Genomic DNA, 13729 nt, shown 5'->3' with positions numbered 1-13729 from the left:
TTATAGAACAACAAAAAACCGAAGCATCTACATCAAGTAGGGCTTCGGTCTCTAGACAGTTATTGTGTAATTATTTGTCAGTATTCCGCCCGCGGTTACGCAGGAAAGTCGGAATATCTAATTGATCATTGGATGGCTGTGCGCCAAATGGTTTGAGATTGTTCAGCCGATTGTCAGGCGCTGCCGTTTCTGGCTGGCTTGATGTAACTGGACGTTTGATAGACTGATGAATGGGAGCCGCTTTATGTTCGAATCCAGTTGCAATAACAGTAACTAGAATCTCATCTTTAAGCTTCTCATCAATAACAGCACCGAAAATCATATTAACCTCGATATCCGAAGCAGATGCCACGATATCCGCAGCCTCATTCACTTCGTACAAGCTAAGGTTCATACCGCCTGTGATGTTCATCAGAACACCGCGTGCGCCTTCGATTGAAGTTTCCAGCAATGGACTTGAAATTGCTTTCTTCGCTGCTTCCGCCGCACGATTTTCACCCGTAGCTACGCCGATCCCCATAAGGGCCGAACCACGTTCTGTCATAATCGTTTTGACATCTGCAAAGTCCAAATTGATAAGTCCTGGTACTGCGATCAAATCGGAAATCCCTTGTACCCCTTGACGAAGAACATTATCCGCTTCGCGGAACGCTTCCAGCATCGGAGTCTTTTTGTCAACGATCTCAAGAAGACGATCGTTCGGGATAATAATCAGCGTATCTACTTTCTCTTTCAAAGCTGCAATCCCTTGCTCTGCTTGCAAAGAACGCTTACGTCCTTCGAAAGTAAACGGTCGCGTTACTACACCAACCGTAAGTGCGCCTACCTCTTTCGCGATTTCCGCAATGACTGGAGCAGCGCCTGTACCTGTACCGCCGCCCATTCCTGCTGTTACGAAAACCATATCAGCGCCGCGAAGCGTATTCAGAATCGTCTCCCTTGACTCTTCTGCTGCTTTCTTCCCGACTTCAGGATTCGCTCCTGCGCCTAGACCGCGGGTCAATTTATCGCCAATTTGTAGTTTATGTACGGACTTGGCCAAATGAAGAGCCTGTGCATCCGTATTCACGGTAATAAATTCTACACCTTTAACACCGTTTTCAATCATGCGATTAACTGCATTGCTACCGCCGCCACCAACACCAATGACTTTAATCTGAGCCAATTGGTCTAAATCCATATCAAATTCAAACATATGAGCCATATCCCCCTAACTTAACGTTCACTAAATGAATTCACTGAAGAAATTTTTAACTCGTTCAACCCAACCTGGCTTTTGACTATCGGAGGATTTTTTGGTAGTCTTGGTTGCCAGTTTCTTGGCGAAACCTGAATTACGATTCTTCATGTATTTGGAGACGAATTGAATAATACCAACACCACTCGTGTAGGATGGATCACGTACCCCGATGAAATCAGGCACTGCTATACGAACGGATGTGGCTAGTTCGGATTGTGCAATCGCCAGAATACCTGGCATACAAACGGTACCGCCTGTGAGTACATAGCCACCTGCAAGATTACCATATCCTAAACGATGAACTTCGGCTCGAATTAATTGGAAAATCTCTTCGACACGAGGCTCAACGATATTCGCAAGATCAACTTGAGAGAACTCTTTTTCAACATTCGAGCCCATTCTCGTCACTTTAAACACTTGATCAGGTGCGGAATCTTCTACAGAAGCACAGCCGTATTTCAGCTTAATTTTCTCCGCAATTTCCAGCTGTGTATGCAGTCCAATAGAAATGTCATTGCTGACGAATTCTCCGCCGATTTGAATCGTAGAGGTCGCTACTAAATTACCTTCGTCAAACACAGCAATTGTTGTTGCACCAGCACCAATATCAACCAACACGGTTCCTACAGCCTTCTCATCTTTGGAAAGAGCCAAATTACCAGATGCGAGGGACATTAATATGAGTCCAGAAACCTTCAGTTCGGATTTTTCCACAACACGGATTAAATTATGTATGCCCGTCTTCGCTCCAGTAATAATCGTCGCTTCTACTTCCAAACGAACACCGATCATACCGCGTGGATCATTAATACCTTCTTGTCCATCAACCAAATATTGCTTAGGTACAACTCCAACAATTTCACGTTCGGGAGGTAATGCGATGACTCTTGCCGCTTGAATGACGCGATCAATATCTTCTTCTCCGATTTCCCGGTCTTCATTAGATACAGCAACAACACCGTGACTCGATTGAAGAGAAATATGATTTCCAGAAATTCCAACGTAAACCTCGGAAATTTGTATACCGACCATTCGTTCTGCATGATCAATGGCACTGCGAATAGAATGCACAGTTTGATCAATGTCAACGATTGCGCCTTTACGAATACCCTCTGACTCGGCAGATCCCACTCCTATTATATTAATGGTTCCGTTAACAACTTCCCCAATAATAGCTCGAACTTTGGATGTACCGATGTCTAAACTAACAATGATATCATTGTTGCTCAAGCCCCTGGCACCTCCTGTAACTTAGGTAAAATTGCAAAATCTTCACAAATACATTTATACGTATTCCACACAACCGCCATATTCCCTCTTTTTTCTACATTTTTTTTGCATTTAATAACCAGTTTCAAATTCTCATCTTATTGTTGTGAAATGCAAACGTTCTCGTCTAGTAATACAAGAAAAAATAGAGTAAGCAGATAGAGCCTATTTAACCATAAAACTAATTTTAACATTATTTTCAGAGATTGAGTAGTCTCATCTGTGTTTTTTTGTTTGTAACCCTGCCTCTTAACCGTTTTTAAGGTTTTGGCGTTGATTTTGGCGCACTCTTGGGATCTGATTTGGAATCGGCTGCTTTGGTTTCTCCACTAGTTGCAAATGGGGTGTGATATTCTGCTTCCAGCATCGTGATAACCCCATTCGTAATGTGGTCCTCTACTAAACTAGCAATATAACCAGGCAAATTATCAATCTTATCTGGCAAATAGGCAATCGTTGTGTGGATCTCGAATTGGGACCGCGTGTAGATTTTAATCTTGTCAGGATAAGATTCGGAAGGATCCGGTTTAATCTCAGAAACATCAGACAACGCACTTTGTGGGATTTGGCCAAGCACTTTGCATAGTGCCGCTTTGTTAGGATCCTTATCGTCCCACCCCGTTAGAATCGGCATATCGAGAGGAACACCGCTTCCAGCCGGCAATTGAATCACACCGCCATCGGCGAGCACCGCTTGTTTCTTCCCGTCAGGCGCAATTTGGAATGCCACTTTAGGGAATTCTTCTACCTGGATATGAATCACACCTGGAAATGTCTTCTTGACTGAGGCACTTTTGATCATAGGAACCTTAGCTATGCGTTGCTCAATCGTCTTGGAGCTCACTGCAAAAAAGCGATCCCCAACTGTAACTAGACTAGCTTGTCCAATTATATCCGGGGCTAATAACACATTTCCCTCTACTTCTACACGGCTAATACGACTTAGTGATGATTGGAAAAACAAAATGATGAGTACGGTTATGAAAAAAATGATCAAAAATGAGAGCAGCTTCCGATTCGTACGCGTTCGCGGCTTAGGTACAGGCAGCGTTGGTACTTTGTTATCTTCGGACAAGAGGGGCACCACCTATTTATAGTTACTGTAAGAGTGAAAACCGTGAATCCCCTCCTGCTCGCAGGAAGGGATACGCGATTGCCACGCAAGCTATTACTCACTTGGAACCGGAGCTTGACGAAGTACAGAGGCTCCAAGTCTGACTAGCATATGTTCTATCCTATCATAGCCTCTATCAATGTGATGAATTTGTTCAACGATCGTTGTGCCATGCGCAGCTAGACCGGCGATAACAAGAGCAGCACCAGCCCGCAAATCAGTTGCTTCAACCGTAGCCCCGTATAACCTAGGTACCCCACGGATAAAGGCTGAATTCAGATCTACACGAATATCCGCACCCATCCGTGACAGTTCATCCACGTGCTTAAATCTACCTTCAAATATCGTTTCTTTCATCACACTAAGTCCATCTGCTAGAGATAAAAGCACCATGACTTGTGATTGTAAATCCGTCGGGAAAGATGGATGAGGCGAAGTCACGATACGTTCAACTGCCTTAGGTCTTGCCTTGCAGCTTACATGTATTATATCACCGTCTGCGATGATTTGAACACCTGCACGCTTAAGCACATGGATAACCGAAGTTAAATGAGCAGGGTTCACTCTTTCCAACGTAATATTCCCTCTGGTCGCCGCAGCAGCGACTAGGAATGTGCCAGCCACAATGCGGTCGGGAATAATTCGATACGTGCAAGGAGTAAGGACTGTTACTCCACGAATGGTGATCGTGTCCGTTCCAGCTCCTATAATGTCGGCGCCCATTGCATTTAAGAAATTTTGTAAATCCTGTATCTCAGGTTCACGCGCAGCATTATAAATCGTTGTGATACCCTCCGCTTTCACGGCAGCCATCATAATATTCTCGGTTGCCCCTACACTTGGAAAGTCCAGGAAGATTTCGTTCCCCTGCAAGGACTCTGCGGTACAGACAATTTTGTTGGCGAATTCTTCAATATCGGCTCCAAGAGCCTGTAAGCCTTTGAGGTGCAAATCGATTTTACGTTCGCCGATCGCGCAGCCACCTGGTTGATACACGGTGACACTGCCGAATCTAGCGATTAGTGGACCCATAAGAAAGATGGAAGAGCGCATCTGACCCATCAATTCTTCGGGGATGTGGGAGGAATGAACTGTGGATGTTGTGATGGATACCGTATCTCCTTGCTGCTCGGCACGACAACCCAGTGAACGAAGAATGCTCAGCATGGTGTCGATATCGAGCAGATTAGGAACATTGTGTAGCGTATGCGTGCCGCTAGCAAGTAGGCAGGCAGCTAATATTGGTAATGCGGCGTTTTTCGCGCCGTGTATCTGGATGGCTCCCGTAAGAGGTCTTCCACCTTCGATAACGAGCTTCTCCAAAATTCCACCTCCGATTTACCTCTCACCCATTACCAGAACCTCAGGTACTAGCTTGATTCCGTAGGTTTGCTCTACGATCAGCTGTACTTCGTTGATAAGAGTGAGAACGTCCTCGGCTGTAGCTTCTCCAGTGTTAACAATGAAATTGGCGTGAAGCATTGAGATTTCTGCTCCACCGACACGTTTGCCTTTCAGGCCTGCTTCTTCGATGAGCTTAGCTGCGAATCCCCCTTCGGGGTTACGGAATACGCTTCCTGCGCAAGCTAATTGGAGCGGTTGCGTGCGGAGTCGCCGATCTCGGTATGCGGCCATAGCCCCTGCGATCTCGTTGCGGTCTCCAGCCTGTAATTCAAAGACAGCCTCTGTTACAATGCCAGGCAATGTGTGCAAAATAGAATGTCGATAAGCATATTTTAAATCATCTGCCTGCATGACGACCAATTCCCCTGTATCCAGGATGACTTCAGCCTGCTTGAGTATGCGTGACACATCGGACCCGTGAGCCCCTGCATTCATGTAGACGGCGCCTCCCACAGAACCGGGGATCCCTGAAGCAAACTCCAGTCCGGTTAAACCTTCTCTGGCTGCGAGTACGGACAATTTAATGAACGAATAGGAGCCTCCAGCGTAGACCATCGCACCCTCAAAGCGAAGGGTATCTAGCGCCTGACCTAGCTTAATAACGACGCCACGAATTCCTTTATCTCGAATAAGCAAGTTAGAGCCCCGGCCAATAATGGTCCAAGGTTCGCCACGCTCATGGAGAAACTTGATGGCAGCAGCAACCTGCTCTTTGGAGTGAGGAATAATCAAGCAATCAGCCGGACCGCCGATTTTCCAAGTGGTGTAGGGAGCTAGTCGTTCATTCGTTCTTATCTCGCCAATATTTGATGCCTGTAAGTCGGCTATTAACTTCTGCATGGGAAAACCTCCTTCACAGAACGTAGGGCGAAATGCAAGGACTAACAGAAAAGAAGTTCCAACATTTCATTCATATGGAGCTGGACGAAGTTGGCCGGTCTTCGTTCATGCTCTTTTATGAAGCCTTAGGTGTCTGTCACGGTTATAGTGTAGTTTATGTAAAATCGGATAGAGTGTGACAATCGCCTATATGCTTTAACAAAATCAAAACGATTTGCTATGCGCTTCAATCAATTTCACGATGGCAGCAACAGCGTCGCTTTCATTCCGTGATTGCATCGCTGCCTTATACGTCTCACGGTTCGCATATAGCGCTTCTACATGTTCAGCAAGTCCATCGGCAGTTAAATCCTCTTCTTGAATCACATCGGCATAGCCAGCCTTCTGAAAGGATGCTGCGTTTAGGATTTGGTCCCCACGGCTTGCTTGACGGGAAAGCGGGATTAACAGCATTGGCTTTTCCAAGCCCAAAAATTCAAAAATAGAGGTTGCCCCTGCCCGGGAAATGACGAGCTCCGTCATCGCCAAGACATCTGGGAGTTCTTCATTCAAATATTCGAATTGTTTGTACCCCCGGGTAGTGAGATGCTCAGTTGATACATTTCCTTTGCCGCAAAGGTGCACGATTTGAAATTGTGGAAGTAAACGCCCAAGGTTAGCACGAACTGCCTGATTAAGCACTTGGGATCCCAAGCTTCCACCCATGACTAGAATCACTGGCTTCTGCGAATGAAAATCACAAAGCTGCAAGGCGCGTGATGCTTTCCCGCTATTGATATGTTCACGGATCGGCAAACCAGTTAGAACAGACTTACCGCCTTTAATATGCGAAAGGGATTCTGGAAACGTAACACAAACCTTCGTTGCAAATGGGATGGAAATTTTATTCGCCAATCCTGGCGTCATATCCGATTCATGAATAATGACTGGAATGTTATTCATCCGACTCCCGAGAACGACTGGAACGGAAACGAACCCGCCTTTCGAAAAGACAATGGCGGGCTTCAAACGTTTAAGTAACCGATACGATTCATAAACACCTTTCATTACTTTGAAGGGATCTTTTATATTTTTAAGATCAAAATAGCGTCGCAATTTCCCTGATGAGATCGGATAAAAGGGAACCCCTTCTCGATCAATAATATCTTTTTCAATACCAGTAGCCGAGCCTATGTATTTAATCTCCCAACCTAGCTGCTTAAGCTTATGCATCAGCGCTAAATTAGGGGTCACGTGGCCTGCAGAGCCACCTCCGGTAAAAACAATTGTCTTCATTCCCCTGTCACCTCGAATAGCGGGATATATTAAGCAGGATGCCGACAGATGTCAACATAAGCGTCAATGAAGACCCTCCTGCACTTATGAATGGCAGCGTAATGCCGGTTACTGGAAACATCCCAATAACGACGCCAATATTAATAATGACTTGCACGGCGATCATGCCGATAATACCTACAGCAATTAAGCTGGCAAATGTATCTGGTGCTGTGATAGCTGCGCGCATTCCCCGCCATACTAAGATGGTGAAGAGCAGCAGAACCAACGTGCCACCAATAAAACCAAGTTCTTCTGCGATGATGGAAAAAATAAAATCAGTTTGCGGCTCAGGCAGGTAACTATACTTTTGTCTACTCATCCCTAATCCAAGGCCCACAAGACCACCAGGACCGATCGCATACAAAGATTGAATAGATTGATAGCCTGCGCCAAGCGGATCCTGCCACGGGTCTAGAAAGGCTGTAATCCGTTTAAGGCGATAGGGTGCGGCGATAACGAGCCCTATAAAACCAGCAATCCCTATCATACCTAGATAAGAGAGATGAAGCAATCTCGCACCTGCCGTATAAATGATCAATAGGGAAGCGCCCACGAGAACAACCCCAGTTCCCAAGTCAGGCTGAAGCATAATAAAGCCGAACGCCAATCCCATAATGCCTAATGGCGGCATCAGTCCTTTGGTCAGGAGTGTGATCTTGGATTGATTTTCAGAAAGCATTTTGGAAAGAAAGAGAATCATCCCGATTTTCATAAACTCAGAAGGTTGAATCCCGAATGCTCCAATACCTAGCCAGCTTCTGGCACCGCCGCGAATGACCCCGATTCCAGGAATCAATACAATAATCAGCATGCCAAAGCAAATAAACAGCGCTAGTTTAGCAAATCGTTTCCACACCAAATAATCGACATTCATTGTGAAGAACATGGCAACAATTCCTAGTACAGCGAAAATGAGTTGCCTTTTTAAATAATAAAAGGAATCACCAAACTCACGAAACGCAAGTACACTACTTGCGCTGTAGACCATAATAACGCCGATTGTCAAAAGCATCAAGGTCGGAATAATAATCCAAATGTCAGGAGCGGAGCGTGCTTTACCCATTACAGACACCTCTTTGTCAGTTGTGGGCCCCCTTCTGCTGACTAGTTAACAGACACCTGTCAGTTAAACTACTAGTCCTATAGCGTGGATAAGCCCTACTTAAAGGTTATGCACGGACTCACTAAACATGCGTCCCCTGTCCTCAAAGGATGGAAACATATCCCAACTTGCGCAAGCAGGTGATAGTAGCACAATGTCTCCTTGCGCACTCATTTGCCAGGCAAGCTGAACGGCTTGTTCAACCGCGTCCGCTGCATCCTTAGCAGTATCGACGGTTTGTACCATGCTAATCCCTGCCAATTCGGCAATATGCTTGATTTTTTCTTTCGTTTGCCCTAATGTGACTACCCCTTTGATCCGCTCACGGAAAATAGGCAGCAATTCCATATAATCCGAACCACGATCCAAGCCGCCGGCAATGAGGATAACCGGTTGATCGAAAACTTCTATCGACTTGATACAAGCCGCGGCATTCGTAGCTTTAGAGTTGTTATAAAAGGTCACGCCATCCAGCTTCCTCACAAGCTCCAGACGGTGCTCTACGCCTTGAAAGCTTCTCAACACATCAGCAATCGTAGTCAGCTTTACACCAGCTGTAATAGCCGCTGCAGCAGCTGCTAACGCGTTCTCCACATTAAAGCTGCCTGGTATGCCCATTTCAGTAGCAGGAAGAATCGTTTGAAGCGTTCCTTGACCATTGGCATAGACCAAATAGTTCGTTGCCGCATCCAAATAAACGCCAAATACCAGCTTTTCCTTCATCGAAAAAGGGAACTGCTTCGCCTTCAAGCTTGGCATAAGACGTCGGCATACTTCGTCGTCCCAATTCAAGATCGCCGTATCTGATTCCGTTTGATTATCGAATAGTTTGGCCTTGGAAGCGATATAGTCCTCCATGGAACCATGATAATCCAAATGCGTCTCGTATAAATTCAACAGCAAGCCAATTGTTGGACGGAAAGACGTCGTTCCTTTTAATTGAAAAGAGCTTAATTCCACAACCATCCAATTCTCCGCCGTCACCTCGGGTGCCGCTTCCGTTAACGCACGACCGATATTCCCAGCTACCACAGGCTTCAAGCCTGCCGCATCCAACATCAAGCCGATTAGCGTAGTTGTTGTCGTTTTCCCATTGGAGCCTGTGATCCCGATGATTGGCGCTTCACAAAATTGATACGCCACCTCAACCTCTGTCACTACTTCAATACCCAGCTCCTCTGCTTTGCGAATTGGCTCTACCGAGTATGGAATTCCAGGATTCTTAACTACCAACGCTACCCCTTCATGAACGAGGGAGTCCGGATGAAACCCGCATACAACAGAAATACCCAGAGCCTCCAATTCGTCGGCTTCAGGGCACGCACTTCGTTCCTTTTTGTCATTGACAGTGACGAGAGCTCCTTTTTGATGAAAAAGCTTAGCTGCAGCGACACCGCTGCGAGCCAAGCCGAGTACGATCACTTCAAGTCCACGATAATCCCGCGGATGCTTCATGTTCTACAACACCTCATTCATATATAATCCGAGCACGGCAAGCACGAGACCTACAACCCAGAACGTAATGACAACTCGCCATTCGGACCAACCAACCAATTCAAAGTGATGATGAATCGGACTCATTTTGAATACACGTTTCTTTCTTGTTTTGAAGGAAACCACTTGAATGACAACGGATAGGATTTCAATTAAGAATACGCCGCCAATAATGGCAAGCAACAATTCTGCTTTCGTTAGAATAGCTACGGCAACAAGTCCGCCGCCAATCCCCAGTGAGCCTGTGTCTCCCATGAAAACTTTGGCCGGGTGCGCATTGAACACAAGAAATCCAAGCACCGCGCCGACCATAGCCGCTGAGAAAATCGCCGCTTCCGGCTGTGTATTATTCATCGCAATGATCGTGTAAGCACCAAAAGCAATTGCACTTGTCCCCGCTAACAAGCCGTCCAAGCCGTCTGTAAAGTTAACCGCATTGGAAGCACCCAACATCAGGATTGCCATAAGCGGGAAATACAACCATCCTGCATTGATGTGGTAGGATACGAACGGTACATATATATCCGTGCTATGACCTTGCATAATTAGTAAATAACAGACAATGGCAGAAATCAATAATTGACCAAAAAGTTTTTGCTTAGCTGTAAGTCCTAGAGAACGCTTAAAAATAATTTTAATATAGTCGTCGAGGAAGCCAACAAGTCCATATCCTAATGAGGCTAGTAAAAGAATGAGTAAATCTGTATTTTTATCCGCAAAACGAAGCGTAGCCAGAGATAGAGCGAGTAAAATAATGACGCCGCCCATCGTTGGTGTGCCTTGTTTTTTGAGATGTCCCTGCGGACCATCCTCACGGATTTGTTGCCCAAATTTCATCCGTCGTAAAATAGGTATACATAACGGCCCCATGATTAGCGCAAGCACAAATGCCACACCCATTGTTAATAATACTGCGTTTTCCACGTTGGTTCCCCCTGCTCATTTCCGTCACTCTTTCCTGAAATAACGATGTCCTTCTAAGGGACAGCGTTATGGAAGCCTCGAAATTGGCGCAGCCAATTTGAGGGTCTTTCTATAAAGCTAATAAGCTTTGTACAACCTGCTCAAGCCGCATGCCGCGCGAGCCCTTCACGAGCACGAGATCCTCGGCGCGTGCTAAGGCAGCGAGCTCCTCCGCGAGCTGCGCCTTGTCGTCGTAGGCGCGCACCTGCGCCTCCGGGAAGTTCTTAGCCGCTTCATCCGCGATGAAGCGGCCAAGGCGGCCGAACGTGAAGACGTAGTCTACACGTTCCGGAGACAGCATCGCGCCAATGCCGCGATGGAACTGCTCTTCGTGCTCGCCAAGCTCCAGCATGTCGCCGAGCACGAGGAACTTCCGACCGAAGCCGCTCAGCTGCTCGGTCAAGGCAATCGCCGCCCGCATCGAGGCGGGGCTGGCGTTATACGCATCGTTAAGCACGGTCAGCCCAGAGGCTGCCGTGAGCTTCTCGATGCGCATGCTTGTCATCTGCAGCCCGCGAAGCCCCGCTGCAATGGCACTTGGCGAGGCGCCGAAGGTCTCGCCGACGGAGATGGCCGCCAGAGCATTTACGACGTTATGCGTGCCGAGCAGCGGTATGAACAATTCCGGATATCCCGGTGAATTGATGGCAAAGTAAGCTCCGTCAGCATCCATGCGGATGCCTGTCGGGTATCGGTCATTTCCTTGGCCATGACCGAAGCGAATGCGCTGGAGACCTGTCGGCAGTTCCAGCTCGCTGAGTGCTTGTTCAATTAACGGCTCATCCCCGTTATAGATAATCAAGCTTTCGCTCGGCATCCCTGTCACAATCTCCGCTTTGGCCCGGGCAATCTCTTCCCTTGAACCCAACTGAAGCATATGCGACTCACCAATCATGGTGATAATGGCGACATCTGGTTCAGCAATCTCGGACAATAAGGCAATTTCGCCGCGTCCGCTCATGCCCATTTCCACAACAGCAAATTGTGTTGTTTCTTCAAGCAGCAATAACGTTTGCGGTAATCCGATATGATTATTCAGGTTTCCCTTTGTTTTATGAACCTCATAAGTGCTCCCGAGCACTGCCGCTACCAAATCTTTGGTAGTTGTCTTCCCATTACTTCCTGTAATGCCAATGATGCGTACAGGAAGCTCTTTGCGGTAGGCCTTGGCCAAGCGCTGAAGCGCCGTGAGCGTATCATCGACTAGGATGTAAGGAATGCCGTTAGGCACCGCGCCGTGATCCTCTTGCCAGAGAACGGCCACAGCCCCTTTCTGATACGCATCTTCCACATACTGGTGACCATCGAAATTTTCACCGATAAGCGGGATAAACAGACTACCAGCCTGAATCGATCGTGTATCCGTAGAAACCCCTTTAATCGAAATATCGCCATGAACACCTGATACCTCGCTATGGAGCATCGTTGCTATATGACCTAATGTACGCTGAATCACTGTATTCTCCCCCTAATCGCAGCCCTAGCCACCAAACGATCATCGAAATCATGCTTTACACCCATGATATCCTGATACGTTTCGTGGCCTTTTCCCGCTATCAATATTACATCTTTAGGGCCTGCCCCTTCAATAGCCTTTTGTATCGCTTTTTTACGATCTGCCAACAAAATGTACTGATTTTCCGGGTAATTAACTTCTTTGAGCCCCGGCTCAATATCTGCCAGAATCGCATCCGGATCTTCCGTGCGCGGATTATCAGAGGTCACATATAGAAAATCGCTATAGTGCGCAGCCACTTTTCCCATGAGAGGACGCTTCGTTTTGTCCCGATCCCCGCCACAGCCAAATACGGTAATGATCTTTCCTTCGGCAAATTCGCTTACCGTGGAGAGGGCATTCTCTAATCCATCTGGTGTATGCGCATAGTCAACCAAAACCAAATAATCTTGCCCTTCGTTCACAACTTCCATTCTGCCTTCTACAACGGAGATTGCCTCTAGGCTGCTTCGAATCGCTTCCAAAGAAAACCCTTCTGCTAAGCCTGCGGCAATAGCACCCAACGCATTGTATACATTGAATTTACCTACCAATTGCATGCGAAAGAAAGCTTCTCCAGCAAAAGAGTGCAGCTGAAATTCCGTACCTTTAGATGTCATCCGGATGTCTGAAGCCCGCACATCACACTCATTCTCAATACCGAAAGTAATAACTTGCGCTGCTGTCAACCTCTGAAAGGTCTGAGAAGCCTCATCATCGGCGTTTAGAATCGCATATTGGCGAGCATCCGAATCCGCGGAGAAGCCGTTCCCTAGACGGGAGAACAACAATCCTTTTGCAGCTGCATAAGCTTCCATCGTTTTATGATAATCCAAATGGTCCTGTGTCAAATTCGTGAAAATACCCGAACGGAATTGAATCCCCTTCACTCTACCCATGTCTAGACCATGAGAAGAGACCTCCATAATACAGTAATCAGTACCTGCGTCTGCCATTTTTCTTAAAATACGTTGAAGCTCCAGTGCCTCCTGCGTATTCGTCGCTTTATTTTCTATATATTCATCTCGAATTTTGATATGGATATTGCCCATTAATCCTGTCACATAGCCGTGATCCGCGATAATTTTTTCCAACAAGTATTTGGAAGTCGTTTTACCATTTGTCCCTGTAATCCCGATAACCTTCATCTCTTTGCTTGGATAACCAAAGAAATGAGCAGAAAGAGCCGCCATCGCATATCTGGCATCTTTCACTACAATCTGCGGGATAGGCAGGTCAAGCACTCGTTCTGTTACAAGCGCAGAAGCCCCGAGCGCAATCGCTTTGGGGGCGTAGTTGTGACCATCTACTGTCAAGCCAGGGATACAGAAAAACAAATCACCTTGTTTTATTTTACGAGAGTCTGCCTCAATTCCCGTGATCTCCGTGTCTTTATCGCCATGTATATGGGTAATGAGCAGTGCAGAAGCAAGCTCATGCAGTTTCATAAGCAACCCTCTCTTCCTTGATTTCCCTATCTATTATGGACAA

At 46.6% G+C, this 13729-nt stretch carries 11 protein-coding genes; all 11 read right to left on the bottom strand.

Annotated features, from left to right (window positions below):
- Window positions 1-70: 70 nt before the first annotated feature.
- On the bottom strand, window positions 71-1195 hold the full coding sequence (gene ftsZ, locus AC58QO_RS03735) for a cell division protein FtsZ (RefSeq protein WP_497263950.1): 1125 nt from the start codon (window positions 1193-1195) through the stop codon (window positions 71-73).
- 30 nt (window positions 1196-1225) lie between these two features.
- Complete coding sequence (gene ftsA, locus AC58QO_RS03730; protein WP_497263949.1) at window positions 1226-2470, bottom strand: cell division protein FtsA; 1245 nt, start codon at window positions 2468-2470, stop codon at window positions 1226-1228.
- Between the two features lie 298 nt (window positions 2471-2768).
- Window positions 2769-3584 (bottom strand): cell division protein FtsQ/DivIB, encoded by an 816-nt coding sequence (locus AC58QO_RS03725; protein ID WP_497263948.1) that lies wholly within the window; start codon window positions 3582-3584, stop codon window positions 2769-2771.
- Window positions 3585-3677: 93 nt separating this feature from the next.
- Complete coding sequence (gene murA, locus AC58QO_RS03720; RefSeq protein WP_497263947.1) at window positions 3678-4946, bottom strand: UDP-N-acetylglucosamine 1-carboxyvinyltransferase; 1269 nt, start codon at window positions 4944-4946, stop codon at window positions 3678-3680.
- 15 nt (window positions 4947-4961) lie between these two features.
- The gene (murB, locus tag AC58QO_RS03715) at window positions 4962-5867 is read right to left on the bottom strand and encodes a UDP-N-acetylmuramate dehydrogenase (protein ID WP_497263946.1); all 906 of its coding nucleotides are present in this window, start codon (window positions 5865-5867) and stop codon (window positions 4962-4964) included.
- A gap of 204 nt (window positions 5868-6071) precedes the next feature.
- Complete coding sequence (gene murG, locus AC58QO_RS03710; RefSeq protein ID WP_497263945.1) at window positions 6072-7142, bottom strand: undecaprenyldiphospho-muramoylpentapeptide beta-N-acetylglucosaminyltransferase; 1071 nt, start codon at window positions 7140-7142, stop codon at window positions 6072-6074.
- 7 nt (window positions 7143-7149) lie between these two features.
- Window positions 7150-8247 (bottom strand): stage V sporulation protein E, encoded by a 1098-nt coding sequence (spoVE, locus tag AC58QO_RS03705; RefSeq protein ID WP_497263944.1) that lies wholly within the window; start codon window positions 8245-8247, stop codon window positions 7150-7152.
- Window positions 8248-8346: 99 nt separating this feature from the next.
- Window positions 8347-9741 carry a UDP-N-acetylmuramoyl-L-alanine--D-glutamate ligase gene (murD, locus tag AC58QO_RS03700; protein WP_497263943.1) on the bottom strand — a complete coding sequence of 465 codons (1395 nt, stop codon included), beginning with the start codon at window positions 9739-9741 and terminating at the stop codon, window positions 8347-8349.
- Between the two features lie 3 nt (window positions 9742-9744).
- Window positions 9745-10680, bottom strand: a complete 936-nt coding sequence (gene mraY, locus AC58QO_RS03695) for a phospho-N-acetylmuramoyl-pentapeptide-transferase (protein ID WP_497264383.1) — start codon at window positions 10678-10680, stop codon at window positions 9745-9747.
- Between the two features lie 133 nt (window positions 10681-10813).
- Window positions 10814-12199: a UDP-N-acetylmuramoyl-tripeptide--D-alanyl-D-alanine ligase gene (locus AC58QO_RS03690; RefSeq protein ID WP_497263942.1), complete on the bottom strand. Its 1386-nt coding sequence runs from the start codon at window positions 12197-12199 to the stop codon at window positions 10814-10816.
- Complete coding sequence (locus AC58QO_RS03685) at window positions 12196-13686, bottom strand: UDP-N-acetylmuramoyl-L-alanyl-D-glutamate--2,6-diaminopimelate ligase (protein ID WP_497263941.1); 1491 nt, start codon at window positions 13684-13686, stop codon at window positions 12196-12198. The genes AC58QO_RS03690 and AC58QO_RS03685 overlap by 4 nt, the downstream gene beginning before the upstream one ends.
- Window positions 13687-13729 lie beyond the last annotated feature (43 nt).

This window comes from Paenibacillus sp. J31R30, assembly GCF_059692115.1.
Note: the sequence above shows the minus strand (reverse complement) of the source record. Positions and strands in the feature narration are given on the sequence as shown.

What these genes read in the sequence shown, in the direction of transcription:
- spoVE (WP_497263944.1), bottom strand. Translation starts at nt 8,247, where the DNA reads ATGGGTAAAGCACGCTCCGCTCCTGACATTTGGATTATTATTCCGACC.
- murG (WP_497263945.1), bottom strand. Translation starts at nt 7,142, where the DNA reads ATGAAGACAATTGTTTTTACCGGAGGTGGCTCTGCAGGCCACGTGACC.
- AC58QO_RS03685 (WP_497263941.1), bottom strand. Translation starts at nt 13,686, where the DNA reads ATGAAACTGCATGAGCTTGCTTCTGCACTGCTCATTACCCATATACAT.
- murB (WP_497263946.1), bottom strand. Translation starts at nt 5,867, where the DNA reads ATGCAGAAGTTAATAGCCGACTTACAGGCATCAAATATTGGCGAGATA.
- ftsZ (WP_497263950.1), bottom strand. Translation starts at nt 1,195, where the DNA reads ATGTTTGAATTTGATATGGATTTAGACCAATTGGCTCAGATTAAAGTC.
- murD (WP_497263943.1), bottom strand. Translation starts at nt 9,741, where the DNA reads ATGAAGCATCCGCGGGATTATCGTGGACTTGAAGTGATCGTACTCGGC.
- mraY (WP_497264383.1), bottom strand. Translation starts at nt 10,680, where the DNA reads ATGGGTGTGGCATTTGTGCTTGCGCTAATCATGGGGCCGTTATGTATA.